This is a genomic window from Bradyrhizobium sp. 87 (assembly GCF_023073015.1).
GTDB classification, from domain to species: domain Bacteria; phylum Pseudomonadota; class Alphaproteobacteria; order Rhizobiales; family Xanthobacteraceae; genus Bradyrhizobium; species Bradyrhizobium canariense_D.
Genome location: NZ_JADPIQ010000090.1, coordinates 344,284 through 370,028, shown reverse-complemented (window position 1 = coordinate 370,028; position 25,745 = coordinate 344,284). Strand labels below are relative to the sequence as shown.

Genomic DNA, 25,745 nt, shown 5'->3' with positions numbered 1-25,745 from the left:
CTTGTCGCGGACGCTCACCCGTCCGGATAGGGCGTGCCGTCCTTGTGCACGAATCGGCCGTCGGAGTTGGCGCTCATCATGTCGATGTCGGAGCAAATCGTGAGATCGTCGGGCGAGCGAGAGCCGACTTCGAGATAGAGGGCGATGGCGCTCGAACGGTTGATCAAGTGATGGCCGTTGCCGCTGTTTTTCGCGAAGGCGGCGCAGTCACCGGCGCGGAGCACGATCTCGCATTTGTCCTCGATCAGCGTCACTTCGCCTTCGAGGACATAGACGAATTCGTCCTCATGCGAGTGCCAATGCCGCTGGCTCGACCAGTTGCCGGGCGGCAAGCGCATCAGGTTGACGCCGAAATCGGACAAGCCTCCGGCATTGCCGAGCCGCTGCCGGACCCGATCGGCGCAAGGTGCATCGAAGGGCGCGGGGTAGCCGGCGCCCTTGCGGGCGGGTACGGCAGCGATGTCGATTTTCGGCATAAGCATTTCCCTGCAGTTCTCTAGCGTTGCGTGGCCTGGCACATCGCGGAGCGCCAGGCGCGTCGTCGAACCCGGTCACGGATTTCGCCGCATCCGCACGGCCAGTTCCGCACGGCAAGGCCGGATGGCGCGCGAGGAGGCGGACGATCGCGTTTGCGACGGGACGAATTCAATAGCGGCGGGATGATGCCATCATGCAGGTGTTTTGCCCGACGAGTCAAACGGCGGGTCTTCCTTCGCACTGCAAAGAGCTGCGCTGTAAGTCCTTGATCCGACAGCGCCCCGCTACTGTGCATGGGGTTGTTTTCGCGTTTTTTGTTTGGCAGGTCACAAAAGCGTGCCGCAAAAACTTGCGTCGGCCTGTCGGCCCACCATGTTCCCATTCGTCTTCCACCCAGACAGATCTGACGGGAGACCAAAATGAACGCTTCCTCCTATCGCTGGGTGATCGTCGCCGCGGGCGGCTTGCTCGGCTGCGTCGCCATCGGCGGCATGTTTTCGCTGCCGGTATTCCTGCAGCCGATCGCAAAGGACACCGGCTGGTCCGTGACCGGCATCTCCAGCGCCATGACGATCGGCTTTCTGGCAATGGCCTGCACCAGCATGGTCTGGGGCACGTTGACGGACCGGTTCGGGCCGCGGCTGGTGGTGCTGACGGGATCGACGGTGCTGACCGTGAGCCTGTTCGCGGCGAGTCACGCCACCTCGCTGCTGGCGTTTCAGTTCGTCTTCGGGCTTCTGGTCGGAGCGTCCTGTGCGGCGATCTTCGCGCCGATGATGGCGACCGTGACCGGCTGGTTCGACACCCATCGCAGCCTCGCGGTCTCGCTGGTGTCGGCCGGCATGGGCATGGCGCCGATGACGATGGCGCCGCTCGCGGCCTGGCTCGTCTCCGGCCATGACTGGCGCACCTCGATGCAGATCGTGGCGCTGGTGGTCGGCGCCATCATGATCCCGGTCTCGTTCCTGGTGCGCCGCCCGCCGGCGCTCGCGCACGCCGTGGCCGCGCCTGCGGGCGAGGGCGCCGTGCAAGGTGAGATGTCGATGGGAGAGGCGCTGCGCTCGCCGCAATTCCTGATCCTGCTCGCGACCAATTTCTTCTGCTGCGCCACCCATTCCGGCCCGATCATCCACACCGTCTCCTATGCCGTGAGCTGCGGCATCCCGCTGGTCGCGGCGGTGACGATCTACAGCATCGAAGGCTTTGCCGGCCTTGGCGGACGCATTGCCTTCGGCCTGATGGGTGACCGCTTCGGCGCCAAGCGCGTGCTCGTCTCGGGCCTGCTGTTGCAGGCGTTCGGCGCACTCGCCTATGTCTTCGCGCACCAGCTTGCGACGTTCTACGCCGTCGGGGCCGTCTTCGGCTTCATTTATGCCGGCACCATGCCGCTCTACGCGGTGCTGATCCGCGAAAATTTCCCGCTCAAGATGATGGGCACGGTGATCGGCGGCACCGCCATGGCCGGCAGTCTCGGCATGGCCACGGGCCCGCTCGCCGGCGGCCTGATCTACGATGCGTTCTCGAGCTACGCTTGGCTCTATATCGCCTCCTGGGCGATGGGCCTCGGCGCCTTCCTGATGGCGATGAATTTCAAGCCGTTCCCGAAGCCGCGCGCGGATTTGGCGCCGGCGGCGGCGTAAGCAAGTTCATCGAGGCACAGCGCTAGAGCTGCGCCTCGATCGCGGGCTTGTCGATGATGGACCACACGTGCCGTATTTTTCCGTCGTGAAATTGATAGAACACGTTTTCACAGAAGGACATGCGCCTGCCGTTCACATCCAGCCCCAGAAACGTTCCAGCCGGTGTGCAATCGAACTTCAGCCGGGCGGCGATATGGGGCGGATCGCAGACCAGCAGCTCGATGTTGAAATGCAGATCCGGAATTGTGCGAAAATCCTGCTCCAGCATGGCACGATAGCCGGACAGTCCGAACGGTCGCGCATTGTGGGCGACATCATCGTGGACGAACTGTCCGAGGGCGGGCCAATCCTGCCGGTTCAGGCAGGCGATGTAGTCGCGGTAGATGTCGGCGAGGTCGGACCTGGTCATGGCGTGCTCCTGCGGCTCCGGCCCTAACGCGGCAACGAGAGAAAAGGCGCAGGCGCTCACAGACGTTTTTCGAAGAACAGGTCCGGGTAGGGATCGTCATTGAAGCGGGGGATCTCGCTCCAGCCGCTTCGTCGGTAGAGCTGGCCGGCTTCCGCCAAGGCGCTGTTGGTGTCGAGCCGCAATAGCTTGATGCCGAGCCCGCGCGCGGCGTTCTCGGTCATGTCCATCAGGCGCCGGCCGAGCCGCAATCCGCGCGCCGCCGGTGCGACCCACAGCCGCTTGATCTCGGCATAGCCGTGATCGGTGCCCTTGAGCCCGACGCAGCCGACCGGTAGCGTGTCCGACATCGCGACGATGAACGTGCCGCGCGGGCGGCGCATATCCTTGGCGTCGGGATCGCGCGACAGCGAGACGTCGAACCCCTGCTTGAAGCGGCGGCCGAGCTCGCCATAATATTCGCCGAGGCAATAGCGCGCCTGTTCGCTCCGCGGGTCCATCTCGTCCAGCGTGACGCGCTCGCGCGTCAGCGCGGAAGCAACCAAATCCATCGCCGCCAGCAGCGCCTCGCGTTGCGCATGTTGGGCGAGGAAGCCCTCGGCCTGCGTATTCGACAGCGCCTCGTAGGCCGCGAACTCGCGCCGGCCCGCACGCGTCAACGTCGCGACGCGACGGCGCGCATCGTCCTCATGCGCATTGGTCTCGACCAGCCCTTCGTCCTCGAGGCAGCGGAGGAGGCGGCTCATCAGGCCGGAATCGAGGCCGAGATAGTCGCGAATCTCGGCCACGTCCGAACGTCCATGCCCGATCGCGTTGAGCACGCGCGCCGCCCCCAGTGGCCGCCCGCGTCCCAGGAATGACGTGTCGAGCGCGCCGACAGCGGACGTGACGGCACGATTGAAGCGGCGGACGCGGGAAACAGGGTCAAGCATGATATATCTGACTTTAGTCAGACATATCATCGAAGTCAATCAGTGCACGTTTTCGCTTCACCAGCGAACTGCGCTTCAATCCAGGCCCAGGACCTTGCGGGATTTCCGCGTGAGTTTCGCCGCGATCAGCGCGTGCGCCTGCGCCAGATAGGCCGTGAGCTCGGCGTCCGGCAGCGCGTTGTTGCCGACGAGTTGCACCCATTTGGCGCGCGCCAGATAGGGCGCCGGCCGCGCAAGGCCGTGCTCGATCAGCATGGCATAGGCCATGTTCGAGACCTTGAACATGTAGCCGCCGGAGCGCGCGGCAAAGCCGCCGCCGAGTGCGAACATCTTGCCGCCGACCTTGAACACGGAGGTACCCTCCCACTGCACCACCTTGGTGACGGCGGGCAGGCGCAGGCAGCGGGTTTCGAAAGTTTTGGGAGTCATCGCCTAAGCGATAGCACAGCGTACGCGGCTTGCAACGCCGCAACGATGGAGCGCCTCTGCGTGCCGCACCGCGTCCGCGATACGAGAGGAACGACCCCACTTGTATCGTGCCGTCCGATCCCCCACACTCCACATCACTCAATCAGTCACAGGAATAAGGTCATGGCTCGCATTCGCTGTATCACCGAGATGGGGATGGGCGTCGACGTGCACGGCAGGGACGCCACCAAGGCGGCGAAGCGTGCCGTTTCTGATGCCATCAGGCATTCGAGCCTCGGCTTCTTCCGGATGATCGACAAGACTGCGAACGACATGTTCGTCGACGTCACGATCGCGGTGCCGAATCCCGAAGCCGTCGACAAGGACGCGGTCGCGAAGGAACTGCCTTACGGCACCGTCACCGTCAACGCGGTGAAGGGCGGGCTGGAGATTCCCTCGGCTGCGGAGCAGGGTAACGACCCCATCCTCATCGCCAATGCCGCCGTCATCGTCAGCTTCGATAAGGACTAGGCCGGTGTCCGACGGTGACGTGACCCTACTGGATCGCCCGATCTGGAGCGCGCTGACGACCAGCCACAAACATCTGGCCGAGGGTGGCCCGGGAGCGCTGCGCTATCCGGTGGACGTGACGCCTTTTGCCGACATGGTCGACATGTCCGAGACGAGCTTTGCCGAGCTCGGCAATCTCCTGTCGGGCTCGCAGGTCGCCGCGCTGTTCACACCCGAGGCCGTCGACGTTCCCGCCGGTTTCAAGGTCGTGCTGGCCGGACCCTGCGAGCAGATGATCGGCTCCCCGGCCGATAGCCCGCTTCGCGATGCCGAGATCGTCCGGCTGGGTGCAGCCGACGTTCCCGCCATGATGGCATTGACGGAGTTGACGAAGCCCGGTCCATTCGCGCGGCGCACGCACGAACTCGGGACGTTTCTTGGCATCCGCGCCGGCGGCGAATTGGTCGCGATGGCCGGCGAGCGCATGAAGCCGGGCAATTTCGTCGAGATGACGGCCGTCTGCGTCCACCCTGATCATCGGGGGCGGGGCTACGCGCAGGCGCTGCTGGCGGCGGTCGCGCGGCAGATCGAGGCGCGCAGCGAAATTCCGTTCCTGCACGTGTTCTCGAGCAACTCGTCGGCCATCGCGCTGTACCAGCGGCAGGGGATGCGGACTCGGCGCCGCCTGCACGTGACTGCGTTCATGAAGCAGAGATGAGCCGCGCCGTCCGGTCAGGCTTCATATCTGGCGAATTCACGCTATATCGATCCCAACCATCATTGGGGAAACACATGGACGCCAGAACACCTGATTTTTCCGCCACGCGGACAGCAATGCAGCGTTACGTCGATCAGGAGATCATTCCGGGTGCATCCTGGGCGGTGCTGCGGGGCCGCGAGGTCGTCGATCAGCAGTGCGTCGGTTTCGCCGATCGCGAGACCAGCACCGCGCTGCGGCCCGATCACATTTTTCGCGCCTTCTCCAATACCAAGATCTTCGTCACCTGCGCGATCATGCTGCTGGCCGAGGAAGGCCGCATCGGGCTCGATGACGTTGTCGAGAAATTCCTGCCGCAACTCGGCAATCGCAAGGTTCTGAAGCCGGGCGCTTTGAGCCTTGCCGACGTCGAACCGGCGAAGAGCCCGATCACGATCCGGCAGCTTCTGACCCATACCTCCGGCCTCAGCTACGGCATCTTCGATCCCGGCACGGTGCTGTTCAAAAGCTATAACGAGGCACGCGTTCTCAATCCGTTGACGCCGCTGACTGACATGATCGACCGGCTCGCCGATCTGCCGCTGTCCTTTCATCCCGGCGCGTCCTGGGAATATTCGGTTGCGACCGACGTCCTCGGGCGCGTCGTGGAGGTCGTCTCCGGCAAGCCGCTCGACGCCGTGCTCAAGGCGCGCATTTTCGAGCCGCTCGGCATGACCGACACCGGCTTCCACGTGCCGGACGCGCAGCAGGGCAGGCTGGTCGCCCTCTACAACGGCGCGGACGTGCTCGATCCCATGAAGCCCGGCCTCGCCCGGGCCGACGACCTGCCTTATCCGCAGGCCTATCGGCGGCAGTTCCCGCGGCTGTCGGGCGGCGGCGGACTGGTCTCGACCTTGCCCGACATGCTCGCTTTGATACAGGCGCTGCTTCCCGGCTCGGATGCTCTGCTGAAGCCGGAGACGCTGCGGCAGATGACGACGAACCAGCTGCCCGCCGGCGAGAACATTCGCTTCGCCAATCTCGGCCCGATCCCCGGCAAGGGCTTTGGCCTCGGCGGCGCGGTCACCTTCGCGCCGATGCCGTTCGATCCCCCGAATTCGACCGGCGAATTCCAGTGGGGCGGCCTCGCCGGCACCCATTGGTGGATCTGCCCGCAGGCCAATACCGCCGGTGTGCTGATGACGCAGCGCTACATGGGCTTCTGGAATCCGTTCTTCTTCGAGTTCAAGCGTCTGGCCTATCAGGCCGTCGGAGGCTGATCGCGAAAAAAATGCAGGTTGCCGCGAATCCTTTCCGGTCGTCGCGCCCTCTCTTGACGGTCGAGGCATTTTGCTTCGGCTCATCTCGGAGGATGTGATGGCATTTTACAGAAAGAACATCGGCGGCCTGCATCAGGCCGTGCGGATCGCCTTAGGCGTCGCGGTGGCGGTCGCGGCATTCGTGTATCTTACCGGCGCTGCGGCGTGGCTGGTTGCGCTCGGCGGCGCCGGCTTCGCACTGACCGGCCTCGTCGGCTATTGTCCGATTTGCGCGATGGCCGGCATCGGAAGAGGAGGCGCGTCGTGAGCGCGGCCGGGATCTCGCCGGACCTGTTCGAGGCCGCGCGCCTCGGCGATCCCCAGGCGATCGCGTCTCTGCTCGAGACGGCGCAACCGAACATCCGCCGCTACGCCCGCGCCACCTGTCGCAGCTCGGCGGACGCCGAGGATGCGACGCAGGAGGCGCTGTGGATCCTGTTTCGCCATGTCGGCACGATCCGCTCGTGGCTGGCGTTTTCGGCCTGGCTGTTCAGTGTGGTCCGCCGCGAATGCCTGCGGCTTGCCCGCAAGGCAGGCCTCGCGCCGGCGATCGACGACGGAGAGGCAGAGGCGCTGCTGCTGTCGCGTCCTGAAGCCGATTTGCGGATCGACATCGCGGCGGCCTTCGAGGCGCTGCCGCCGCACTACCGCGACGTCGCGCTGATGCGCGACGTCAAGGAAATGACCATCGACGAGATCGCCGTCGCGCTCGGCGCGACCCGGCAGACCGTGAAGGCACGTCTGCATCGCGCCCGCGCCCTGATGCGCGAATATCTGACGAGATGAGCCATGACCGATTATCAAAGCCGTGACGACCTGAAATCTATCCCGGCCTTCGTGGCGCTCGCGCCGGTCGAGGCCAACGCGTTCCTTGCGTTCAACCACGCGGTCGAAGGACGGATTGATCCCGCTAAAATATCGCGAGCTGATCTCGCTCGCAGTCGTGCTCACCACGCAATGCGCCTATTGCCTCGACGTGCACACTGCGCAGGCGGCGAAGGCCGGTGCAACGCGCGAAGAAGTCGCGGAAGCCGCGTTGATTGCGGCCGCGGTTCGCGCCGGCGGCACGCTCGGCCACGCGTTGCTGGCGCAGCGCCTGCTCGGCCGGGTCTTGAGCGGCTGCTCGCGCTGCCGCATGCCCGGGCGATGATCGACATGCCGATCGGATTGAAATGGAGTGGTTATCGCATCTGCGATTTGCGCGCACGCGAGCTGGTCGGTCCCGCCGTGTTTCTCGGCGCCCGCCGCGATCTCTGGACGTTCGCCGATATGGCGGCAGCCAATCGCCACTACTGGGAGCGCGAGGGCAAGGGCAGGGGCGTATCGGCGCAGCTCTGGAACATCAGGGACAAGATCAGGGACGTCGACGCGATCATGACGCCGGCGCGGCAGGCGACCATCGGCGAAGCGCATCCGGAATTGATTTTTTGGAATTTGGCTGGGCGGGTCCGGCTTGCAAAGAAGACATCGGCGGAGGGCCGCGGGCAGCGCATCGCACTCCTGCAGCAGCGCGGCTTCGGGCGCTTGCCGACATGGCTGACTCAACGACATGGCACCGGCATCGGCGGTGACGATCTGATCGACGCCTGTGCCTGCGCGATCGCGGCACGCGACAGCACGCAGCGGTTCGGCGGGGAGGAGACCGATCCGCGGGGCTTGCGGATAGAGATCAATTATTGAGGCCGTCGGGGTGCGAGGAGCCGGGAAAAAGCTGCAATTTATTTGAAGCTTGCAGGAACAGACGACGGCTGGCCCGCGTTCCTCGTGCGAACCGAACACGGAGAAGCTCGTCCGATGAGGGATGTCAGTCAGTTCGCGACCGCGATGCTTGCGCTCGTCTTCACCGGAGCACTGCTCGTCACCGGCCAGCTCTTCATCGAGCAACGCGCACAGCGCGATGTGATGCACGCCACCAACCATTTGCTGCGGCCATTGTGACCTGTACGGGAAAATGACCTGACTACTCGACCTTGCGTCGTTCGTCCGCTCGCCTAGACTAGGCGGCATCTCATGAACGAAGCCGGGGTCCTGATGTCCGATCTGTCCGCCTTTCCCATCACCAAGCGCTGGCCGGCCAAGCACCCGGAGCTGCTCCAGCTTTATTCGCTACCGACGCCGAACGGCGTCAAGGTCTCGATCATGCTGGAAGAGATCGGGCTTCCCTACGAAGTCCATCTCGTCGATTTCGGCAAGGATGACCAGAAGACGCCGGAATTCCTCTCGCTCAATCCGAACGGCAAGATCCCGGCGATCCTCGATCCCGATGGTCCCGGCGGCAGGCCGCTGCCGCTGTTCGAGTCCGGGGCGATCCTGCAATACCTCGCGGAGAAGACCGGCAAGCTGCTGCCGCAGGACGCCGCGCGCCGTTATCAGACCATCCAGTGGCTGCATTTCCAGATGGGCGGCATCGGGCCGATGTTCGGCCAGGTCGGCTTTTTCCACAAATTCGCCGGCAAGGACTTCGAGGACAAGCGGCCGCTCGAGCGCTACGTGGGCGAAGCCAAGCGGCTGCTCGGGGTGATGGAGATGCATCTTGCCGGCCGGCAATGGTTCATGGACGACGATTACACCATCGCGGACATCTCCATGCTCGGCTGGGTGCGCAACCTCATCGGGTTCTACGGCGCCCGCGATCTCGTCGAGTTCAGCCAGTTCAAATCCGTCGCCGCCTGGCTCGACCGCGGGCTGGCGCGTCCGGCGGTCGAGCGCGGGCTGAACATTCCGAAGCGGCCGTGAGATCAGGTTAGCGCCTTGTGGGTCATGTAGAGCGCCATCAGCAAGATGAGGGCGATCATGACCCGGCGCAGCACCGATTTGCTGACGCCATTAGCCGCGCGTGCGCCGAGATCGGTGCCGACCCAGAGGCCGGCAAGGATGCCGATGATGGCAGGCCAGCCGACCATGAGGCCCTTGCTCCAGTAGATCCAGGCCGCCGGAATATTGGTCGGGATGACCGAGAAGACGAGGCTGACGAGCTGGGCCTGATGCTGCGGCACCCGCAGGCCCGCCGCGAGCCCGACGGTGATCGCGAGCCCACCGCCGATGCCCATGAAGCCGGAGGAAAATCCGGCAAGCATGCCGATGAGGAGCAGCGGCAGCCAAGGCAGCTTGTCTCGGTCGCAGGTCTCATTGCTTTTCTCCTCGCGGTCGCGGCGCAGGATCAGGAGAGCGATCAGCGCGACGAGATAGACGACGTAGGTCCATTGCAACACCGAGTCGGAGACTGCGGCCGCAGCGTAGCCGCCGCCGGCACCGCCGAAGAGAAACCCGATGCCGATCCAGACGATCCACAGCAACGGGCTGCGATTGCCGCTCTGCCAGTAGCGGCGAACGCCCGCGAGTCCCGTCGGTGGAACCTGCGTGATCAGCGATGTCCCCTGGGCGACGTGTTGCTCGGCGCCCAGTAGCAGTACGCTGAAATCACGAGGCCGCCTCCGGGACTCGTGCCCATGAAGCCCGATGTCAGCCCGCCGATGAGGCCGACCCCAATGCCTGCGAGCAGGTCATGGACCCACGACATCGCTCAGCTCCTGGTCCGTCGCTTGACGTCGGCCTTTGTGGTGCGAAATCCATCGATCACGCCGGTCACGGCCGCCATGCAGGCCTCGATGTCAAAATCCTGGCCCCAGCATTTTTGCAGCACAAAACCCTGGAAGATCGCGATCAGCACGCGCGCGATCGCTTCCGCACCGAGATCGCGTTTGATGAGGCCGTCATGCTGGCCCCGCTCGACCAGGGCGACGATCAGGGCGCGGGGCATGTCGATGCCTTCCACGACGCTGGTGCGGACGCGGCGGTTGCGTAGGGCTTCGGCCCAGCCATGGATGCCGACACGGCGGCGCGCTTCGCCGGCGGAGTCGGTGAGCCATTGCGCGTAGACGCCGACCAGCGCGTGAAGTCCTTCGATCGGATCGCCGGATCCTTGCGCGACCGAATTGAGCACGGCCTCGCGCCGATGCCGGTCGTCGGCGAGTGCCTCGATCAGATCGTCCTTGCTCTGGAAGTAGAGATAGACCGCACCGTGGCTCAGCCCCGACCGTTTGACGATGTCGGCCATCCCGGTCTGGTGAAAACCGTCCTCGGCGAAGCAGGCAAGGGCGGCTTCGAGAATCTGCTGCCGCCGGCCTTCACGTTGCTTGTCGCTGATTTTCGGCATTCGCCATCCACAAAAAAATGACAAATCAATCGTTTTAGTCGTTCTGCAGGACAAGCGGCTTCGCAATACTGATATGATAAAAAACGATCAGTCAGTCATTTTTATTATGAAAGGGTATCGTGGTCAAGCCCGAGGAACCGGGGGCGGGAAACAGGAGGTAACCTTCAAAGGCGCCCCCGGCGGCCAGGAAACGCCCCTTGAGCGCGCGGTCCTAGAACAGCCGTCCGCCGTTCGGCACGGGCTTGCTCGGCTGCACCAGCACGACCTTGCCGTCGGCATCGGGGAAACCGAGGGTCAGCACCTCCGAGACAACGGGGCCGATCTGGCGCGGCGGGAAATTCACGACCGCAGCCACCTGTTGGCCCACTAGCGTTTCAAGCGGATGATTTTCGGTGATCTGCGCCGAGCTCTTGCGCACGCCGATCGCGGGACCGAAGTCGATCCACAGCCGCCAGGCCGGCTTGCGCGCCTCGGGGAACGGCTTTGCATCGACGATGGTGCCGACGCGGATATCGACCGCGAGAAAAGTGTCGAAGTCGATGGTCGGCGATGCGGTCGCGGCTGGATCGTGGGTGACGTGCATGGAGTGTCCGTTCGAAGAGCTGGCATCGTTTTCGCAATATTGTCGCGCGAACCGGAGTTGCGTACAACGCCTTGGGATCACGATACGACGCATGCGCGAGGAACGCTTTGCCCAACATCATCTACGGCATCAAGAACTGCGACACCATGAAGAAGGCGCGCGCCTGGCTCGACAGCCATGGCGTCGCCTACGCGTTTCACGACTACAAGACGGCGGGCGTGGAGAAGGACAAGCTCAAGCAGTGGAGCGAGAAGGTCGGTTGGGAGACGCTGCTCAACCGCGCCGGCACGACTTTCAAGAAGCTGCCCGATGCCGACAAGGAAGGCCTCTCCGAGAAAAAGGCGCTGGCGTTGATGCTAGCGCAACCATCGATGATCAAGCGGCCGGTGCTTGAAGTCGGCGGCAAGCTGCTGGTCGGCTTCAAGCCGGAGATCTATGCCAAGGAAGTCACGACCAAGGAAGCCGCCGCCAAATCGCGCTGACCGCTAGTTCAGCTCGATGATCTCGGTGGGAACACCTGAGCCCTGCTGGTCCGCGAACTCGACCAGTTCGGCCGGCGCGATGCGGCCCGGGGTGCGATGGAACAGGTCGTGGTCGATCACCGCGCGCAATCTCGGGCGCGGCAGCGCGTCATTTCCGCGCATCAGATTCTTGATCTCGAAGCCGCCGTCCTCGCAGAAGGTCTTGAGCGACGCGATGATGTGACAGACCTTGCCGTCGCTCTGGAACGGCAGCAGCAGGCGCTCATAGGCGACGATACGGCCGTAGATGTCATCGACGTCGGCAACGCTGTAGACAGGCAGCCCACGCGCCACGCATTCATGATAGACCGGCATCACCAGGGGCGCGAGACGCGGCCCGATATAGTCGTCGAGCAGAACGCCCTTGCCGGTGTGTCCATAGGCGCGCGAGATGCGCGTGCCTTCGCTCTGGATGGTCAGACGCGGTGTCGGCATCGACGCATCCACCGTATAATAGATCAGATCGGAGAGCTCTTCCTCGAGCCGCGCAGGCTGGTACTCCCAGATCGCCGGGGCCGTCTGCTCGCGCGCATAGAGCCGCAGCCACGTGTTCAGGAGATCACGCTGCCTGATCGACTTGACCACGGAAGGAGCCGCGCTTGCAAAATCCAAGACAATATTCCCGGCGAATAGAAATTCCGGACGCATGAAACCCGCGCATGATCCTCGCTGCGGGAAAATTTTCTATGAAGGCTGGCGCATGGAACGAAAGACCGTTAACGACGGCTTGATGACCGGCGCTTTGCGAACCGGGAAGCCGGGCAGGCGCGACATCAAAACATGTCCGACTAAGGGAGCATAAGTCTCCCGGCCGGAGGCCTGACCTGCTCAGCTTTCCGCCTTGCCTAACCCCCGTCACCTCCGGCATATTCCGCGCCCGGAGGCGGCGTTCCGGATGGGCTCCAGGGAGTGGCTCCAAGGGCCTCCGGAAAGCCGAAGCAACAAGGATAGCCACGCGCGTTGTGCGGGCAGGGGGAAAACTGTTTGGCCGATGAGTTCATTCTCGAAACGGAAGGCTTGACCAAGGAGTTCGCGGGCTTCTTCGCCGTCCGCGACGTTGCGCTCAAGGTTCGCCGTGGGAGCATTCACGCGTTGATCGGCCCGAACGGCGCCGGCAAGACGACGTGCTTCAATCTTTTGACCAAGTTCCTCAAACCGTCTGCCGGAAAAATCCTGTACAAGGGGCAGGACATCACCGCGATGGCGCCCGCCGACGTGGCTCGCCTGGGGCTGGTTCGCTCGTTCCAGATCTCGGCGGTATTTCCCCATCTCACCGCGCTGGAAAACGTGCGCGTCGCGCTTCAGCGCCAGCACGGCAGCTCCTTCGATTTCTGGCGCTCCAAGTCCGTCCTCAACCAATTCAACGATCGCGCGCGCGAGCTGTTGAACGATGTCGGCCTCAGCGAGTTTTCCAATACGCCCGCGGTCGAGATGCCCTACGGGCGCAAGCGCGCACTGGAGATCGCAACCACGCTCGCGCTCGACCCGGAGATGATGCTGCTGGACGAGCCGATGGCCGGCATGGGCCACGAGGACATCGACAAGATCGCGGCGTTGATCAAGCGCATCTCCGCGAAATACACCATCCTGATGGTCGAGCATAATCTGAGCGTCGTTGCCAATCTCTCCGACATCATCACCGTGTTGACGCGCGGCCAGGTGCTGGCGCAAGGCCATTACAGCGAGCTCACCAAGGACGAACGCGTCAAGGAAGCCTATCTGGGAGCCGGTCATGGCTGAGACTGCAACGGCGGAAGCTCCCGCAAAGGCCGCGAGTGGGGGCAACCTCCTCCAGGTCCGCAACCTCGAAGCTTGGTACGGCGAGTCCCACATCCTGCACGGGATCAACTTCGACGTGAACGCGGGCGAGGTCGTCACCCTGCTCGGGCGCAACGGCGCCGGCAAGACCACCACGCTGAAGTCGATCATGGGCATCATCGGCAAGCGCACCGGCTCGGTGAAGTTCAATAACCAGGACATCATCCGCACGACCTCGGACAAGATCGCGCGGATGGGAATCGCGTTCTGCCCGGAAGAGCGGGGAATTTTCGCCAGCCTCGATGTCCGCGAGAACCTGCTGCTGCCACCGGTGGTGCGTCCCGGCGGATTGCCGCTCGAGCAGATCTTCGATCTGTTTCCGAACCTGAAGGAACGGCTCAACAGCCAGGGAACCAAACTCTCCGGCGGCGAGCAGCAGATGCTCGCGATCGCGCGCATCCTGCGCACCGGCGCGAACTTCCTGATGCTGGACGAGCCGACGGAGGGTCTCGCGCCCGTCATCATCCAGCAGATCGGCCACACCATTGCGCGGCTCAAGAAGGAGGGCTTTACGATCCTCCTGGTCGAGCAGAACTTCCGGTTCGCATCCACTGTCGCTGACCGCTATTACGTGGTCGAGCACGGCAAGAACATTGACGGATTTTCCAATGCGGAGCTCGCCGCCAACATGGACAAGCTCCACACCTATCTCGGTGTCTAGAACTGCCAACAAGAAGATTCATAGGGAAGTAGCATGATGACAAAGTCGATTGCGTCGTTTCTGCTCGGCACGGCGCTGGCCGTGACCACCGCGGGCGTAGCCTTCGCGCAGGACAAGACCGTCAAGATCGGCGCGCTGTCCGATCAGTCCGGGCTCTATGCCGATCTTGGCGGGCCGGGCTCGACGCTCGCCGCGCAGATGGCCATTGAAGATTCGGGTCTGGCTGCGAAGGGCTGGAAGATCGACATCATCTCGGGTGATCACCAGAACAAGCCCGACATCGGCACCGCGATCGCGCGGCAATGGTTCGACGTCGACAAGGTCGACCTCATCGTCGACGTGCCGAATTCCGGCGTGGCGCTCGCGGTCAACAACGTCATCAAGGAAAAGAACGGCGTCTATATCAACTCGGGCGCGGCGACCTCGGATTTGACCAACGCGCAGTGCTCGCCCAACACGGTGCACTGGACCTACGACACCTACATGCTTGCCCACACCACCGGCCAGGCGCTGGTGAAGGCCGGCGGCGACACGTGGTTCTTCCTGACCGCGGACTACGCCTTTGGCGCGGCGCTGGAGCGCGACACCACCGCTGTCGTTACCGCAAATGGCGGCAAGGTGGTCGGCGGCGTCAAGCACCCGCTGAACACGCCGGACTTCTCGTCCTTCCTGCTGCAGGCGCAGGCTTCCAAGGCCAAGATCATCGGCCTTGCCAATGCCGGCGGCGATACCACCAACACGATCAAGCAGGCGGCCGAGTTCGGCATCGTCAAGGGCGGCCAGAAGCTCGCGGCGCTGCTGCTGTTCCTCACCGACGTCAAGGCGATCGGGCTCGAGACCGCACAGGGCCTCAACTTCACCGAGACCTTCTACTGGGACATGAACGACCAGACCCGGGCGTTCTCGAAGCGCTTCGCCGAGAAGATGAAGAACAACGCGCCGCCGACCATGGTGCAGGCCGGCGTCTATGCGGGCGTGCGTCACTATTTCAAGGCGCTGGAAGCGCTCGGCGGCAACCCGCATGACGGCGTCAAGGTCGTCGAGAAGATGAAGTCGATGCCGACGGAAGACGATCTGTTCGGCAAGGGCGAGATCCAGCCCAACGGCCGCACCATCCACAATGCCTATCTGTTCGAGGTGAAGAAGCCCTCCGAGTCCAAGGGACCGTGGGACTTCTACAAGCTGGTCGGCACGGTGCCGGGCGACCAGGCCTTCACGCCGCTGTCCGAGAGCAAGTGCGCGCTCTTGAAGAAGTAAGCTAACCGCCCGCAGGCCATCAGGCCTGCGGGCGACTTTCAGGGAACGCCGAAGGGACCAGGTGCGGGATCGATGCAGGCTCTTTACGCTCAGCTACTGGTAGGACTGATCAACGGCTCGTTCTACGCGCTGCTCAGTCTCGGGCTTGCCGTGATCTTCGGCATGCTCAACATCATCAATTTCGCCCATGGCGCGCTCTACATGATGGGCGCGTTCGTCGCCTACTTCCTGCTGAACCTCGGCGGCATCAACTACTGGTGGGCGTTGCTGCTTGCGCCTGTTATCGTCGGCATCTTCGGCATGATCCTGGAACGGACCATGCTGCAATGGCTGACCGGGCTGGATCATCTCTACGGCCTGCTGCTGACCTTCGGCATTGCGCTGATCGTGCAGGGCGTGTTTCAGAACTACTTCGGCTCCTCCGGCCTGCCTTACGCCATTCCGGACCAGCTCAAGGGCGGCATGAATCTCGGCTTCATGTTCCTGCCGGTCTATCGCGGCTGGGTCGTCATCTTCTCGCTGGTGGTCTGCATCGCGACCTGGTTCCTGATCGAGAAGACGCGGCTCGGCGCCTATTTGCGCGCCGCCACCGAAAACCCGACGCTCGTGCGCGCCTTCGGCGTCAACGTGCCGCGCATGATCACGCTGACCTACGGCCTCGGTGTCGGCCTTGCAGCGCTCGCCGGCGTGCTGTCGGCGCCGATCAACCAGGTGCGGCCGTTGATGGGCGCCGACCTCATCATCGTGGTGTTCGCGGTGGTCGTGATCGGCGGCATGGGATCGATCATGGGCTCCATCATCACCGGCTTCGCGCTCGGTGTGATCGAAGGCCTGACCAAATATTTCTACCCCGAGGCCTCCAACACCGTCGTGTTCGTGCTGATGGTGCTGGTGCTCTTGGTGAAGCCAACGGGATTGACGGGAAGGGCGGCCTGATATGACAGCCTTGACGGACGACACGCTGCCGGTAACCCCGCGCGCGATCCGCGACGAGATGATCGTGTTCGTGGTGATGGCGCTGCTGCTGGCTTCGGTGCCATTCACGGGGGTCTACCCGTTCTTCGTGATGCAGGCGCTGTGCTTCGCGCTGCTCGCCTGCGCCTTCAACCTGCTGATCGGCTACGGCGGTTTGCTGTCCTTCGGCCATGCGATGTTCCTGGGCACGGCCGGCTATTGCAGCGCGCATGCGCTGAAAGTATGGGCGCTGCCGCCGGAACTCGGCATCCTCGTCGGGGTCGCCGGTGCCTTCGTGCTCTCGCTCATCACGGGCTATATCTCGATCCGCCGCCAGGGCATCTATTTCTCGATGATCACGCTGGCGCTGTCGCAGCTCTTGTACTTCATCTACCTCCAGGCGCCGTTCACCCATGGCGAAGACGGCATCCAGGGCATTCCGCAGGGACGCATGTTCGGCGTCTTCGATCTGACCAAGCCCACCGTGCTCTACTACGTGGTGCTGGTCGGTTTCCTCGCCGGCTTCCTGCTGATCTTCCGCATCATCAACTCGCCGTTCGGCGAAGTCCTCAAGGCGATCCGCGAGAACGAGCCGCGCGCGATCTCGCTGGGTTACCGCACCGATCAGTACAAGTTCCTGGCTTTCGTCCTGTCGGGCACGCTGGCCGGCTTTGCCGGTGCGCTGAAAGTCTTCGTGGCGCAGAATGCCTCGCTCACCGACGTGCACTGGTCGATGTCGGGCGAAGTCGTGCTGATGACGCTGGTCGGCGGACTCGGAACCGTCTTCGGTCCCGTGGTCGGTGCCTTCGTGATCATCGCCATGCAGCAATATCTGGCGGGGTTCGGCCAATGGGTGACCGTGATCCAGGGCTCGATCTTCGTGATCTGCGTGCTCACCTTCCGCCGTGGCGTCATCGGCGAAATCGCGCATTACTTCCGGCGGTCGCTGTAAGTCGTTGATATAATAGAAGATGTGTTGACGCGCGAAAGCGGTGGATGATCCGGCTCCACGGGCGTGAGGTGGCACGCGCGTGGATCGAAAATGGTCTATGACAGTTTCATGACGGCCCGCTTGGGCCAGGCCATCATCCAACCGGTAGTCTCTCCCCCATGATGCGATTGTTTCGCGCTTTCCTGCCGAAGGAAGAACGGTTCTTCGACCTGTTCGACCGCCACGCCCAGACCGTGATCCAGGGCTCGATCGCGCTCCAGAGCATGCTCAACGGGGGCGAGGAGACGCCGGTCTATTGCCAGCGCGTCAACCAGTTCGAGAACGATGCCGACAACATCACCCGTGAGGTGCTGACCGCGGTGCGCCGCACCTTCATCACCCCGTTCGACCGCGGCGACATCAAGAACCTGATCACCTCGATGGACGACGCCATCGACCAGATGCAGCAGACCGCCAAGGCCGTGATGCTGTTCGAGGTCCGCAGCTTCGAGCCGCCGATGCGGGAGATCGGCGGGCTTCTGATCGAATGCGCCAATCTGGTCGGCCGCGCGCTGCCGCTGATGCAGAAGATCGGTCAGAACGTGGCCATGCTGACCGCGATCACGGAAGAGCTTGGCAAGCTGGAAGGCCGCGTCGACGATCTCCATGATATCGGGCTGAAGGAACTGTTCCTCAAGCATCGCGGCGGCAACGCGATGGATTTCATCGTCGGCGCAGAGATCTACGACCATCTCGAGAAAGTCGCCGACCGCTTCGACGACGTCGCGAACGAGATCAACAGCATCGTCATCGAGCAAGTTTAGGGCAGGGGCCACGCCGTGGATGTTGCGTTGGGTCTTCCCGTCCTGGTCGGATTGATCGCCGTCGCGCTGCTGTTCGACTTCCTGAACGGCCTGCACGACGCCGCCAATTCGATCGCGACCATCGTCTCGACCCGCGTATTGCGGCCGCAATACGCGGTGTTCTGGGCCGCGTTCTTCAACTTCGTCGCCTTCATGGTGTTCGGGCTGCACGTTGCCCAGACTATCGGCACCGGCATCATCGATCCCGCGATCGTGGATGCTCAGGTGATCTTCGCCGCGCTCGTCGGCGCCATCGTCTGGAACCTTGTGACCTGGGCACTCGGCATCCCATCGTCCTCGTCTCATGCATTGATCGGCGGCTTGTTTGGTGCCGGTGTGGCCAAAGCCGGCCTCTCGGCGGCGGTCTGGAGCGGATTGTCCAAGACGGTCATCGCCATCGTGCTGTCTCCGCTCGTCGGCTTCCTGCTCGCGATGGTGCTGATCGCGATCGTCTCCTGGGCCTCGGTGCGCTCCACGCCCTTTGCCGTGGATCGCGCCTTCCGCATCCTGCAATTCGCCTCCGCCTCGCTCTATTCGCTCGGCCATGGCGGTAACGACGCGCAGAAGACCATGGGCATCATCGCCGTGCTGCTCTATTCGCAGGGCCAGCTCGGCGGCGAATTCTTCGTCCCCTTCTGGGTGGTGCTCGCGTGCCAGGCCGCGATGGCGATGGGGACGCTGATGGGCGGCTGGCGCATCGTCCGCACCATGGGCCTGCGCATCACCAAGCTGACCCCGATGCAGGGCTTTTGCGCCGAGACCGGCGGTGCCGCGACCCTGTTCATGGCGACCTTCCTCGGTGTTCCCGTCTCGACAACCCACACGATTACCGGCGCCATCGTCGGCGTCGGCGCCGCCCGCCGCCTCTCGGCGGTGCGCTGGAACGTCGCCAGCTCGATCGTCTATGCCTGGGTGATCACGATGCCGGCCTCGGCCATCGTCGCCGCGCTGAGCTGGTGGGCGGTCAAGATCTTCCTCAGGTAACCAGCTTCAGTCCGACAATCCCGGCGACGATCAGCCCGATGCTGGCGAGGCGGAATGCGGTGGCCGGCTCGCCGAACAGGATGATGCCGAGCGTCGCGGTACCGACCGCGCCGATGCCGGTCCAGACTGCATAAGCGGTTCCAATCGGCAGCGATTTGAGGGCGAGCCCGAGCAGGATGATGCTGCCGGCCATGGCGCCAAGCGTGAGGACCGACGGAACGAGCTTGGTGAACCCCTCGGTATATTTGAGGCCGATCGCCCAGGAGACCTCCAGCAGACCGGCGACGAACAGGATGCTCCAGGCCATGACGACCCTCCATTCAAGGCAGGGTCGTCCCCGCGACTGGTGTGCTGATAGAAAGGGAAGGCCGTCCGTCCCAACCTGATCCGAGCCGGATATGGGGCTGGCCGGAAGGCTCCGCAATCACCAGATCAGGCTTGATCAGGCTCATTTTCCCTGCCAAACGCTGCCGCAATGTCCGACATCGCCACCACAGCCGAATCGACGGCCCGTTCCTCGCTTGCCGCTGAAGTGTCGCGGCGGCGTACGTTTGCGATCATCTCGCATCCGGACGCCGGGAAGACCACGCTGACCGAAAAGCTGCTGCTGTTCGGTGGCGCCATCAATCTGGCCGGCCAGGTCAAGGCCAAGGGCGAGCGGCGCAACACGCGTTCGGACTGGATGAAGATCGAGCGCGAGCGCGGCATCTCGGTCGTGACCTCGGTCATGACTTTCGAGTTCGAGGGCCTCGTGTTCAACCTGCTGGACACGCCGGGCCACGAAGACTTTTCGGAAGACACCTATCGCACGCTCACGGCGGTCGATTCCGCCGTCATGGTGATCGACGCCGCCAAGGGCATCGAGGCGCGCACCCGGAAGCTGTTCGAGGTCTGTCGTCTTCGCGACATCCCGATCATCACCTTCATCAACAAGATGGACCGCGAGAGCCGCGACGTCTTCGAGCTGCTCGACGAGATCGAAAAGACGCTGGCGCTCGATACCACGCCAATGACCTGGCCGGTCGGCCGCGGCCGCGAGTTCCTCGGTACCTACGACGTCGTCAATGGCGGCGTGCGCCTGCTCGAAGGCGGCGGCGCCAAGACCGGCGCGGCGCAGCAGATCGAGATCGCCGAGCTCGCCAAGCTCAACGCCAATCTCGACGTATCGGCGGTCAAGGACGAGCTCGAGCTCGTCACCGCGGCTTCAAAACCGTTCGAGCTCGAAGCCTTTCGCGAGGGCCATCTGACGCCGGTTTATTTCGGCAGCGCGCTGCGCAATTTCGGTGTCGGCGACCTGTTGCAAGGGCTCGGCAAGTTCGCGCCCGAGCCGCGCGCGCAGGAGAGCGACCAGCGCAAGGTCGAAGCCACCGACCCGCGCATGAGCGCCTTCGTGTTCAAGATCCAGGCCAACATGGATCCCAATCACCGCGACCGCATCGCCTTTGCCCGCCTGTGCTCCGGCAAGCTCAGCCGCGGCATGAAGGCGAAGCTCGTGCGCACCGGCAAGAGCATGCCGCTGTCCAGCCCGCAATTCTTCTTCGCGCAGGACCGTTCGGTCGCGGACGAGGCCTATGCCGGCGACGTCGTCGGCATTCCCAATCACGGCACGCTGCGCATCGGCGATACGCTGACCGACGGCGAGGATTTCAACTTCGTCGGCGTACCGAGCTTTGCGCCGGAAATCGTCCGCCGCGTGCGTCTCACCGACGCGATGAAGGCGAAGAAGCTGAAGGAAGCGCTTCAGCAGATGTCGGAAGAGGGCGTTGTGCAGGTGTTCCGCCCGCGCGACGGCGCGCCCGCATTGGTCGGCGTCGTCGGCGCGCTCCAGCTCGACGTGCTCAAGGCGCGGCTGGATGCGGAATATTCCCTCCCAGTCGAATTCGAGGTCAGCGAGTTCCAGCTCGCGCGCTGGGTCTCTTCGGACGACCGCAAGAAGCTCGATACCTTCATCGCTGCCAACACCTCCAGCATCGCCGACGATGTCGACGGGGATCCCGTCTATCTGGCGCGGAACGAGTTCTATCTCGGCTACACAAGGGAACGTGCCGAGGGCATCGAGTTCACCAACGTCAAGGACGTCAAGAAGAAGGGCTAGGGCGTAGCTCCGTCCGCTCCTCACCCTCCGCTGTCATGCCCCGGCTTGACCGGGGCATCCAGTACGCCGCGGCTTCCCGGCTCAATCACAGACGTCCCGGAGTACTGGGTCGCCCGGTCAAGCCGGGCGACGACACCGAGGTTGAACGCGAGCACGTGAACGCCGGCGATCTTGACGTTGTCGGAGGTAATGCCACGTTTTACTCTTGCGGTATTGTGAGATCGCATGATGTGGCGCGGCATCCTTGTTTTTCTCCTGCTGGCGATCTCGATCGTTGCCGCCGACGCGCGGCCGCGACAGATCAACCCAATTCCGTTTTCGCACGAGCCATGCAGTGTGCTCGACGGCCGGCCCTGCACGCCGTCCTATTGCAGCCCGCTTGAGCCTGGTCCCTGTATTCCCGAGATCGACTATCCCTATGGGCAGAACCTCCAGCTCACGATCCAAAGCGTGCCAGCGGACGCCGATCGCGCCAAATATCAGAAGCCCGATCACGATCTCGATACGATCGGCGATCTCTTCGCCGAGCTGCGCACCTGCTGGTCACCGCCATCGGACAATGCGCGCGCGGGCATGCAGATCGCCGTGCGTTTCAGCTTCAACAAATCGGGCGGCCTGATCGGCCCGCCGCGCCTGACCTATGCGACCGCAGGCGTCCCCGCCGAGACGAGAACCTCCTACCTCAATGCGATCAATTCATCGTTGAACGCCTGCCTGCCGCTGAAATTCACCGGCGGCCTTGGCGGTGCCATCGCCGGGCGGCCGATCGCGATCCGGTATGTCGACAATCGCGAGATCGGCAAGTAGCGCATCAGTTGCGACCCGCGGCCAATCGATGATACGCCATGGGCTGGGGCGCTGGTTGAGGGGAGAATCTCGTGGGTCTGCTGGTTATGATCCTGGGGCTTGCGCTGTTTTTTGCGGCGCATGTGTTCACGACGAAACGCGATGCACGCGCGCAGGCCATCGCGAGAGTGGGCGAGGGGACCTACAAGATCCTCTATTCGCTTGCCTCGCTTGCGGGGCTCGCACTGATCATCTGGGGCTTCGCGCATTATCGCGCGACCGGCTGGATCGACGTCTGGTATCCGCCGAAGGCGCTGAAGCACATCACGCTCGCACTGATGCTGCCCGCGGTCATCCTGGTGGTTGCGTCCTATCTGCGCGGCCGCATTTACGCGACACTGAAGCATCCGATGCTGGCCGGCATCAAGCTGTGGGCGGCGGCGCATCTTCTGGCCAATGGCGATCTCGGCTCCATCATCCTGTTCGGGTCCTTTCTGGGCTGGGCGGTGTATGACCGCATCACGCTGAAGCGTCGCACCGATGGCGGCGGTCCGCCGATTCCGGTCGGCGGCGTCACCAACGATCTGATCGCGGTCGTGGTTGGAATCGTCGCTTATCTGGCGCTGGCTTTTGCGTTCCATCCCGTCGTCATCGGCGTTCCCGTGATGGGCGGCTAGCCGATCAGCACAAGACAGGACCGCATGCCCGTGCGCGGAAGATAACGAAAGTAACAAGCCAAGGGCAATCCGATGGACTGGCCGCATTCTCAGATCCCGCCAATGCGGTTCGAGGCGCGCTTCGGCGATCGGGTGGTACCGGCATTTTGCGATCGGCCGTCGAGCCTGTGGGCGATGATTGCGGACGCCTGCGCCCGCAATCCCGACGGCGAAGCGCTGATCTCAGGCGGTGTCCGGCTGAGCTGGCGGCAGGCCGTCGAGCAGGCTGCGCGGATCGCGGCGGGATTTCGCAAGCTCGGATTGCAGCGCGGCGATCGTGTCGCGATCCTGCTCGGCAACCGCGTCGAATTCCCGCTGCTGCTGTTTGCTGCCGCGCATGAGGGGCTTGTCACGGTGCTGCTCAGCACGCGGCAGCAGAAGCCGGAAATCGCCTATGTGCTCGCCGACTGCGGCGCCAAGATCCTGATCCACGAGGCGGCACTTGCGGAGCGGCTGCCGGACGCACTGGACGTGCCCGATGTGATCGACCGCATCGCCATCGACCACGATCCGGCTCTGTCGGATTTCGCGGTGCTCGTCGACAACGCCCCGGCCGCGGCGCCGGTCGAGACGAGCGAGGAGGACACCGCGATGATCCTCTACACCTCGGGCACGACAGGCAAGCCGAAGGGCGCGATGCTGGCCCATTGCAACATCGTCCATTCCTCGATGATCTTCATGTCCTGCCTGCAATTGACGGCGGCCGACCGTTCGATCGCGGCAGTGCCGCTCGGCCATGTCACCGGCGTGGTCGCCAACATCACGACGATGATCTGCTGCGGTGGCGCGTTGATCATCATGCCGGAGTTCAAAGCCGGCGAATATCTCAAGCTCGCCGCGCGCGAGCGCGTCACCTACACGGTGATGGTGCCGGCGATGTACAATCTGTGCCTGCTCCAGCCCGATATCGAGAGCTACGATCTGTCGAGCTGGCGCATCGGCGGCTTTGGCGGCGCACCGATGCCGGTTGCCACCATCGAGAAGCTCAAGGCGATCATTCCCGGCCTCGCGCTGGCGAATTGCTACGGTGCGACCGAGACCACGTCGCCGTCCACGATCATGCCGGGCGAGTTGACGGAAAGCCATATCGACAGCGTCGGACTGCCGTGTCCGGGTGCACGCATCCTGGCGATGGACGCGGACGGGCGTGAGCTGCCGCCTGGGGAAATCGGCGAGCTCTGGATCCAGAGTGCCTCCGTCATCAAGGGCTATTGGAACAATCCGAAAGCCACGGCCGAAAGCTTCACCAGCGGGTTCTGGCATTCCGGCGATCTCGGCTCGGTCGATGCGGAGGGATTTGTCCGGGTGTTCGACCGGCAGAAGGACATGATCAATCGGGGTGGCCTCAAGATCTATTCGGCCGAGGTCGAATCGGTGCTGGCCGGCCATCCCGCCGTGGTCGAGAGCGCGATCGTCGCCAAGGCCTGTCCGGTGCTGGGCGAACGCGTCCACGCCGTGGTGGTGGCGCGTGCGCCGGTGGACAGCGAGGCCTTGCGCGCCTGGTGCGCGGAACGGCTGTCCGACTACAAGGTCCCGGAGACCATGGTGATCACCGCGGAGCCGCTGCCGCGCAATGCCAATGGCAAGGTGCTGAAGCGACAGCTGCGGGAGCTGTTGGGAAATTGACCCGGGGAGGCGGTCTCTCGGGCTGTCCCGGGTGGTTAACGCCTTGATCGGGCTCGCTTTGCCTTGCCACCGCCATATCGTTAGGGTACCCCGCCGCCACGTGGGGACGGGATTCCTGACGCGAACGCTTTGGCGCGCGCACCCGGACGGGCATGGGATTAGCATAAGTGTCTGAATTATTTGACGAAGTCGACGAGGAAGTACGTCGCGAACAGCTCAAGAAGCTGTGGGATAAATATTCGATCGTCTTTATCGCACTGATGGTGCTGATCGTCGCCGCCGTGGGTGGCTGGCGCGGTTACCAATATCTTGAAGCCAAGAAGGCTGCCGAGGCCGGTGCTGCCTTCGAGAAGGCCGCTGAGCTGTCCGAGCAGGACAAGCATGCGGAGGCCGAGGCGGCCTTCACCGAGCTCGCTGCCAAGGCTCCATCGGGCTATCGCACCCTGGCGCGGCTGCGTGCTGCGGCCGAGGCGGCGGCCCGCGATCCCAAGGCAGGCGCCAAGCTGTATGACGACATCGCCGCCGACCGCAGTGTAGGCGGCGAGTGGCAGGATCTGGCAAAGATCCGCGCCGCCGGTCTCCTGCTCGACAGCGCCGGCTATGCGGACATGCAGCAGCGGCTGGAAGCCTCGACCGCACCCAAATCGACCTTCCGTCACACCGCCCGCGAGATGCTGGCGCTGTCGGCCTGGCGCAACAACGATGTGACTGCGGCCCGCAAATGGCTCGACGCGATTGCCGAGGACGGCGAAACGCTGCCCGGCCTGCGCTCACGCGCCGAGGCGCTGCAGGCCCTGCTGCCGCCCGTAGCGAAGAGCTGAGCCGAGAGCTGAGACGAGATACCGACATGCGCCGCACGCCACGCTTGATCGCAACCGCCGTCCTGATCGCCTTCACGGGCGTGCTGGGCGGTTGCTCCAGCTTCGATCCGAGCGACATGCTCGACTTCCTCGACACCAAGAAGAAGCTGCCGGGCGACCGCAAGCCGGTGTTCCCGGAAGGCGTGCCCGGCCTCGAGCAAGGCGTTCCGAAGGATATGTACAAGGGCGCCCAGCAACAGCCCGATCCGAACGGACCCGCCGTTGCGGCTCTGCCCACCGAGCCTGCGCCCGAGCCGAAGCCGGCGAAGGGTGCCAAGGCGAAAAAGACCAGGCAGCCGGCCACCGCAGCCGTCGCGCCGGCTGAGGCGCCCGCCGGCGAAGTCGACGGCGAGGCCCAGCCCGAGGCCGCGCCGCCCGCGGCCACGCCGCCGCCCAGGCAGAAGATCGTGCGCAAGCGCACCACCGCGCCGCCGCCCGATCAATCCGTCCAGCAGGCGCAACCGACCCAGACCACCCAGCAGCAAACGCAGGGCGCCTTCCCGGCGCCCATGCCGAGCGGCAGCTTCTCGCGCTGATTTTTTCAT

General features: G+C 63.9%; 31 protein-coding genes and 3 pseudogenes. 24 read left to right on the top strand and 10 right to left on the bottom strand.

Translation table 11 applies throughout. The features are described from left to right. Nucleotides 1-14 precede the first annotated feature (14 nt). Nucleotides 15-476: a cupin domain-containing protein gene (locus IVB50_RS24485; RefSeq protein ID WP_018459171.1), complete on the bottom strand. Its 462-nt coding sequence runs from the start codon at nucleotides 474-476 to the stop codon at nucleotides 15-17. Nucleotides 477-896: 420 nt separating this feature from the next. Between IVB50_RS24485 and IVB50_RS24480 the strand changes: the two genes are divergently transcribed. Next, nucleotides 897-2,117, top strand: coding sequence for an MFS transporter (locus IVB50_RS24480; RefSeq protein WP_204510967.1), 1,221 nt, complete (start codon nucleotides 897-899; stop codon nucleotides 2,115-2,117). A gap of 22 nt (nucleotides 2,118-2,139) precedes the next feature. Here the strand turns inward: IVB50_RS24480 and IVB50_RS24475 are convergent, their stop codons facing one another. From IVB50_RS24475 to IVB50_RS24465, 3 genes are all read right to left on the bottom strand, one after another. Continuing rightward, complete coding sequence (locus IVB50_RS24475) at nucleotides 2,140-2,526, bottom strand: ester cyclase (RefSeq protein WP_247297491.1); 387 nt, start codon at nucleotides 2,524-2,526, stop codon at nucleotides 2,140-2,142. Between the two features lie 56 nt (nucleotides 2,527-2,582). Next, on the bottom strand, nucleotides 2,583-3,455 hold the full coding sequence (locus IVB50_RS24470; protein ID WP_204510969.1) for a bifunctional helix-turn-helix transcriptional regulator/GNAT family N-acetyltransferase: 873 nt from the start codon (nucleotides 3,453-3,455) through the stop codon (nucleotides 2,583-2,585). 75 nt (nucleotides 3,456-3,530) lie between these two features. Continuing rightward, complete coding sequence (locus IVB50_RS24465; protein WP_085352880.1) at nucleotides 3,531-3,884, bottom strand: MmcQ/YjbR family DNA-binding protein; 354 nt, start codon at nucleotides 3,882-3,884, stop codon at nucleotides 3,531-3,533. Nucleotides 3,885-4,046: 162 nt separating this feature from the next. Between IVB50_RS24465 and IVB50_RS24460 the strand changes: the two genes are divergently transcribed. From IVB50_RS24460 to IVB50_RS24420, 9 genes and pseudogenes are all read left to right on the top strand, one after another. Further along, a complete protein-coding gene (locus tag IVB50_RS24460; protein ID WP_026233749.1) occupies nucleotides 4,047-4,394 on the top strand; it encodes a Lin0512 family protein in 348 nt (115 codons plus the stop codon). 4 nt (nucleotides 4,395-4,398) lie between these two features. Next, nucleotides 4,399-5,091 (top strand): GNAT family N-acetyltransferase, encoded by a 693-nt coding sequence (locus IVB50_RS24455; RefSeq protein WP_085384875.1) that lies wholly within the window; start codon nucleotides 4,399-4,401, stop codon nucleotides 5,089-5,091. A gap of 74 nt (nucleotides 5,092-5,165) precedes the next feature. Then, nucleotides 5,166-6,350 carry a serine hydrolase domain-containing protein gene (locus IVB50_RS24450; RefSeq protein WP_346658551.1) on the top strand — a complete coding sequence of 395 codons (1,185 nt, stop codon included), beginning with the start codon at nucleotides 5,166-5,168 and terminating at the stop codon, nucleotides 6,348-6,350. Between the two features lie 97 nt (nucleotides 6,351-6,447). Then, on the top strand, nucleotides 6,448-6,657 hold the full coding sequence (locus IVB50_RS24445; protein WP_162496413.1) for a DUF2892 domain-containing protein: 210 nt from the start codon (nucleotides 6,448-6,450) through the stop codon (nucleotides 6,655-6,657). Then, entirely contained in the window at nucleotides 6,654-7,175 is a 522-nt protein-coding gene (locus tag IVB50_RS24440) for a sigma-70 family RNA polymerase sigma factor (RefSeq protein WP_085352883.1), read from the top strand. Before IVB50_RS24445 ends, IVB50_RS24440 begins: the two co-directional genes overlap by 4 nt. Before the next feature lie 3 nt (nucleotides 7,176-7,178). Continuing rightward, nucleotides 7,179-7,539 (top strand): annotated as a pseudogene (locus tag IVB50_RS24435) (carboxymuconolactone decarboxylase family protein). Then, nucleotides 7,494-8,069 (top strand): annotated as a pseudogene (locus tag IVB50_RS24430) (DUF429 domain-containing protein); the annotation flags it as partial. The pseudogenes IVB50_RS24435 and IVB50_RS24430, both read left to right, overlap by 46 nt. Before the next feature lie 114 nt (nucleotides 8,070-8,183). Continuing rightward, entirely contained in the window at nucleotides 8,184-8,327 is a 144-nt protein-coding gene (locus IVB50_RS24425) for a hypothetical protein (protein WP_162847292.1), read from the top strand. A gap of 93 nt (nucleotides 8,328-8,420) precedes the next feature. Then, entirely contained in the window at nucleotides 8,421-9,125 is a 705-nt protein-coding gene (locus tag IVB50_RS24420) for a glutathione S-transferase N-terminal domain-containing protein (protein WP_247297681.1), read from the top strand. Nucleotides 9,126-9,127: 2 nt separating this feature from the next. Here IVB50_RS24420 and IVB50_RS24415 read toward each other — a convergent pair. From IVB50_RS24415 to IVB50_RS24405, 3 genes and pseudogenes are all read right to left on the bottom strand, one after another. Continuing rightward, a pseudogene (locus tag IVB50_RS24415) lies at nucleotides 9,128-9,909 on the bottom strand (sulfite exporter TauE/SafE family protein). A 3-nt stretch (nucleotides 9,910-9,912) separates the two neighbouring features. Then, nucleotides 9,913-10,545, bottom strand: a complete 633-nt coding sequence (locus IVB50_RS24410; protein WP_085362174.1) for a TetR/AcrR family transcriptional regulator — start codon at nucleotides 10,543-10,545, stop codon at nucleotides 9,913-9,915. Nucleotides 10,546-10,756: 211 nt separating this feature from the next. Beyond that, nucleotides 10,757-11,128, bottom strand: a complete 372-nt coding sequence (locus tag IVB50_RS24405) for a tRNA-binding protein (protein ID WP_018459156.1) — start codon at nucleotides 11,126-11,128, stop codon at nucleotides 10,757-10,759. Nucleotides 11,129-11,235: 107 nt separating this feature from the next. Here IVB50_RS24405 and IVB50_RS24400 point away from each other — a divergent pair, with 107 nt between their 5' ends. After that, the gene (locus IVB50_RS24400) at nucleotides 11,236-11,610 is read left to right on the top strand and encodes an ArsC family reductase (protein WP_018459155.1); all 375 of its coding nucleotides are present in this window, start codon (nucleotides 11,236-11,238) and stop codon (nucleotides 11,608-11,610) included. 3 nt (nucleotides 11,611-11,613) lie between these two features. On the opposite strand, the gene IVB50_RS24395 is transcribed toward IVB50_RS24400, so the two are convergent. Then, the gene (locus IVB50_RS24395) at nucleotides 11,614-12,297 is read right to left on the bottom strand and encodes a PAS domain-containing protein (RefSeq protein WP_018459154.1); all 684 of its coding nucleotides are present in this window, start codon (nucleotides 12,295-12,297) and stop codon (nucleotides 11,614-11,616) included. 336 nt (nucleotides 12,298-12,633) lie between these two features. Between IVB50_RS24395 and IVB50_RS24390 the strand changes: the two genes are divergently transcribed. The 7 genes from IVB50_RS24390 (at nucleotide 12,634) to IVB50_RS24360 (ending at nucleotide 19,117) form a co-directional block, all read left to right on the top strand. After that, nucleotides 12,634-13,389 carry an ABC transporter ATP-binding protein gene (locus IVB50_RS24390; protein WP_018459153.1) on the top strand — a complete coding sequence of 252 codons (756 nt, stop codon included), beginning with the start codon at nucleotides 12,634-12,636 and terminating at the stop codon, nucleotides 13,387-13,389. Continuing rightward, nucleotides 13,382-14,128, top strand: a complete 747-nt coding sequence (locus IVB50_RS24385; RefSeq protein WP_247297486.1) for an ABC transporter ATP-binding protein — start codon at nucleotides 13,382-13,384, stop codon at nucleotides 14,126-14,128. Before IVB50_RS24390 ends, IVB50_RS24385 begins: the two co-directional genes overlap by 8 nt. Nucleotides 14,129-14,161: 33 nt before the next feature. Then, a complete protein-coding gene (locus tag IVB50_RS24380; protein WP_018459152.1) occupies nucleotides 14,162-15,385 on the top strand; it encodes an ABC transporter substrate-binding protein in 1,224 nt (407 codons plus the stop codon). Between the two features lie 72 nt (nucleotides 15,386-15,457). Beyond that, entirely contained in the window at nucleotides 15,458-16,321 is an 864-nt protein-coding gene (locus IVB50_RS24375) for a branched-chain amino acid ABC transporter permease (RefSeq protein WP_018459151.1), read from the top strand. 1 nt (nucleotide 16,322) lies between these two features. After that, entirely contained in the window at nucleotides 16,323-17,291 is a 969-nt protein-coding gene (locus IVB50_RS24370) for a branched-chain amino acid ABC transporter permease (RefSeq protein ID WP_007592084.1), read from the top strand. Between the two features lie 158 nt (nucleotides 17,292-17,449). Beyond that, the gene (locus tag IVB50_RS24365; protein ID WP_018459150.1) at nucleotides 17,450-18,094 is read left to right on the top strand and encodes a DUF47 domain-containing protein; all 645 of its coding nucleotides are present in this window, start codon (nucleotides 17,450-17,452) and stop codon (nucleotides 18,092-18,094) included. Nucleotides 18,095-18,109: 15 nt separating this feature from the next. Continuing rightward, nucleotides 18,110-19,117, top strand: coding sequence for an inorganic phosphate transporter (locus IVB50_RS24360; protein WP_247297484.1), 1,008 nt, complete (start codon nucleotides 18,110-18,112; stop codon nucleotides 19,115-19,117). Here IVB50_RS24360 and sugE read toward each other — a convergent pair. Beyond that, entirely contained in the window at nucleotides 19,110-19,424 is a 315-nt protein-coding gene (sugE, locus tag IVB50_RS24355) for a quaternary ammonium compound efflux SMR transporter SugE (protein ID WP_204510973.1), read from the bottom strand. The two genes, IVB50_RS24360 and sugE, sit on opposite strands and share 8 nt — an antisense overlap. 168 nt (nucleotides 19,425-19,592) lie before the next feature. Between sugE and IVB50_RS24350 the strand changes: the two genes are divergently transcribed. After that, nucleotides 19,593-21,212 carry a peptide chain release factor 3 gene (locus IVB50_RS24350; RefSeq protein ID WP_085352891.1) on the top strand — a complete coding sequence of 540 codons (1,620 nt, stop codon included), beginning with the start codon at nucleotides 19,593-19,595 and terminating at the stop codon, nucleotides 21,210-21,212. 20 nt (nucleotides 21,213-21,232) lie between these two features. On the opposite strand, the gene IVB50_RS24345 is transcribed toward IVB50_RS24350, so the two are convergent. Further along, complete coding sequence (locus tag IVB50_RS24345) at nucleotides 21,233-21,454, bottom strand: hypothetical protein (protein ID WP_157643098.1); 222 nt, start codon at nucleotides 21,452-21,454, stop codon at nucleotides 21,233-21,235. Between IVB50_RS24345 and IVB50_RS24340 the strand changes: the two genes are divergently transcribed. The 5 genes from IVB50_RS24340 to IVB50_RS24320 all read left to right on the top strand — a co-directional run bounded on the left by IVB50_RS24340 (nucleotide 21,441) and on the right by IVB50_RS24320 (nucleotide 25,736). Then, on the top strand, nucleotides 21,441-22,019 hold the full coding sequence (locus IVB50_RS24340; protein WP_026233744.1) for a hypothetical protein: 579 nt from the start codon (nucleotides 21,441-21,443) through the stop codon (nucleotides 22,017-22,019). The two genes, IVB50_RS24345 and IVB50_RS24340, sit on opposite strands and share 14 nt — an antisense overlap. Before the next feature lie 71 nt (nucleotides 22,020-22,090). Next, nucleotides 22,091-22,675, top strand: a complete 585-nt coding sequence (locus IVB50_RS24335) for an NnrU family protein (RefSeq protein WP_026233743.1) — start codon at nucleotides 22,091-22,093, stop codon at nucleotides 22,673-22,675. Between the two features lie 72 nt (nucleotides 22,676-22,747). Next, entirely contained in the window at nucleotides 22,748-24,340 is a 1,593-nt protein-coding gene (locus IVB50_RS24330; protein ID WP_247297483.1) for a class I adenylate-forming enzyme family protein, read from the top strand. Nucleotides 24,341-24,507: 167 nt separating this feature from the next. Then, nucleotides 24,508-25,161, top strand: a complete 654-nt coding sequence (locus IVB50_RS24325; protein ID WP_247297481.1) for a tetratricopeptide repeat protein — start codon at nucleotides 24,508-24,510, stop codon at nucleotides 25,159-25,161. A 26-nt stretch (nucleotides 25,162-25,187) separates the two neighbouring features. After that, entirely contained in the window at nucleotides 25,188-25,736 is a 549-nt protein-coding gene (locus IVB50_RS24320; protein WP_026233742.1) for a hypothetical protein, read from the top strand. The last annotated feature ends 9 nt before the right edge of the window (nucleotides 25,737-25,745 follow it).

Excerpts from the sequence above, each read along its gene's own strand:
- IVB50_RS24320 (WP_026233742.1), top strand. The coding sequence starts at position 25,188 with ATGCGCCGCACGCCACGCTTGATCGCAACCGCCGTCCTGATCGCCTTC.
- IVB50_RS24395 (WP_018459154.1), bottom strand. The coding sequence starts at position 12,297 with ATGCGTCCGGAATTTCTATTCGCCGGGAATATTGTCTTGGATTTTGCA.
- IVB50_RS24365 (WP_018459150.1), top strand. The coding sequence starts at position 17,450 with ATGATGCGATTGTTTCGCGCTTTCCTGCCGAAGGAAGAACGGTTCTTC.
- IVB50_RS24375 (WP_018459151.1), top strand. The coding sequence starts at position 15,458 with ATGCAGGCTCTTTACGCTCAGCTACTGGTAGGACTGATCAACGGCTCG.
- IVB50_RS24345 (WP_157643098.1), bottom strand. The coding sequence starts at position 21,454 with ATGCCGCGCCACATCATGCGATCTCACAATACCGCAAGAGTAAAACGT.
- IVB50_RS24380 (WP_018459152.1), top strand. The coding sequence starts at position 14,162 with ATGATGACAAAGTCGATTGCGTCGTTTCTGCTCGGCACGGCGCTGGCC.
- IVB50_RS24405 (WP_018459156.1), bottom strand. The coding sequence starts at position 11,128 with ATGCACGTCACCCACGATCCAGCCGCGACCGCATCGCCGACCATCGAC.
- IVB50_RS24330 (WP_247297483.1), top strand. The coding sequence starts at position 22,748 with ATGGACTGGCCGCATTCTCAGATCCCGCCAATGCGGTTCGAGGCGCGC.
- IVB50_RS24460 (WP_026233749.1), top strand. The coding sequence starts at position 4,047 with ATGGCTCGCATTCGCTGTATCACCGAGATGGGGATGGGCGTCGACGTG.
- IVB50_RS24350 (WP_085352891.1), top strand. The coding sequence starts at position 19,593 with ATGTCCGACATCGCCACCACAGCCGAATCGACGGCCCGTTCCTCGCTT.
- IVB50_RS24410 (WP_085362174.1), bottom strand. The coding sequence starts at position 10,545 with ATGCCGAAAATCAGCGACAAGCAACGTGAAGGCCGGCGGCAGCAGATT.
- IVB50_RS24340 (WP_026233744.1), top strand. The coding sequence starts at position 21,441 with ATGTGGCGCGGCATCCTTGTTTTTCTCCTGCTGGCGATCTCGATCGTT.
- IVB50_RS24370 (WP_007592084.1), top strand. The coding sequence starts at position 16,323 with ATGACAGCCTTGACGGACGACACGCTGCCGGTAACCCCGCGCGCGATC.
- IVB50_RS24470 (WP_204510969.1), bottom strand. The coding sequence starts at position 3,455 with ATGCTTGACCCTGTTTCCCGCGTCCGCCGCTTCAATCGTGCCGTCACG.
- IVB50_RS24475 (WP_247297491.1), bottom strand. The coding sequence starts at position 2,526 with ATGACCAGGTCCGACCTCGCCGACATCTACCGCGACTACATCGCCTGC.
- sugE (WP_204510973.1), bottom strand. The coding sequence starts at position 19,424 with ATGGCCTGGAGCATCCTGTTCGTCGCCGGTCTGCTGGAGGTCTCCTGG.
- IVB50_RS24385 (WP_247297486.1), top strand. The coding sequence starts at position 13,382 with ATGGCTGAGACTGCAACGGCGGAAGCTCCCGCAAAGGCCGCGAGTGGG.
- IVB50_RS24450 (WP_346658551.1), top strand. The coding sequence starts at position 5,166 with ATGGACGCCAGAACACCTGATTTTTCCGCCACGCGGACAGCAATGCAG.
- IVB50_RS24480 (WP_204510967.1), top strand. The coding sequence starts at position 897 with ATGAACGCTTCCTCCTATCGCTGGGTGATCGTCGCCGCGGGCGGCTTG.
- IVB50_RS24425 (WP_162847292.1), top strand. The coding sequence starts at position 8,184 with ATGAGGGATGTCAGTCAGTTCGCGACCGCGATGCTTGCGCTCGTCTTC.
- IVB50_RS24420 (WP_247297681.1), top strand. The coding sequence starts at position 8,421 with ATGTCCGATCTGTCCGCCTTTCCCATCACCAAGCGCTGGCCGGCCAAG.
- IVB50_RS24445 (WP_162496413.1), top strand. The coding sequence starts at position 6,448 with ATGGCATTTTACAGAAAGAACATCGGCGGCCTGCATCAGGCCGTGCGG.
- IVB50_RS24465 (WP_085352880.1), bottom strand. The coding sequence starts at position 3,884 with ATGACTCCCAAAACTTTCGAAACCCGCTGCCTGCGCCTGCCCGCCGTC.
- IVB50_RS24485 (WP_018459171.1), bottom strand. The coding sequence starts at position 476 with ATGCCGAAAATCGACATCGCTGCCGTACCCGCCCGCAAGGGCGCCGGC.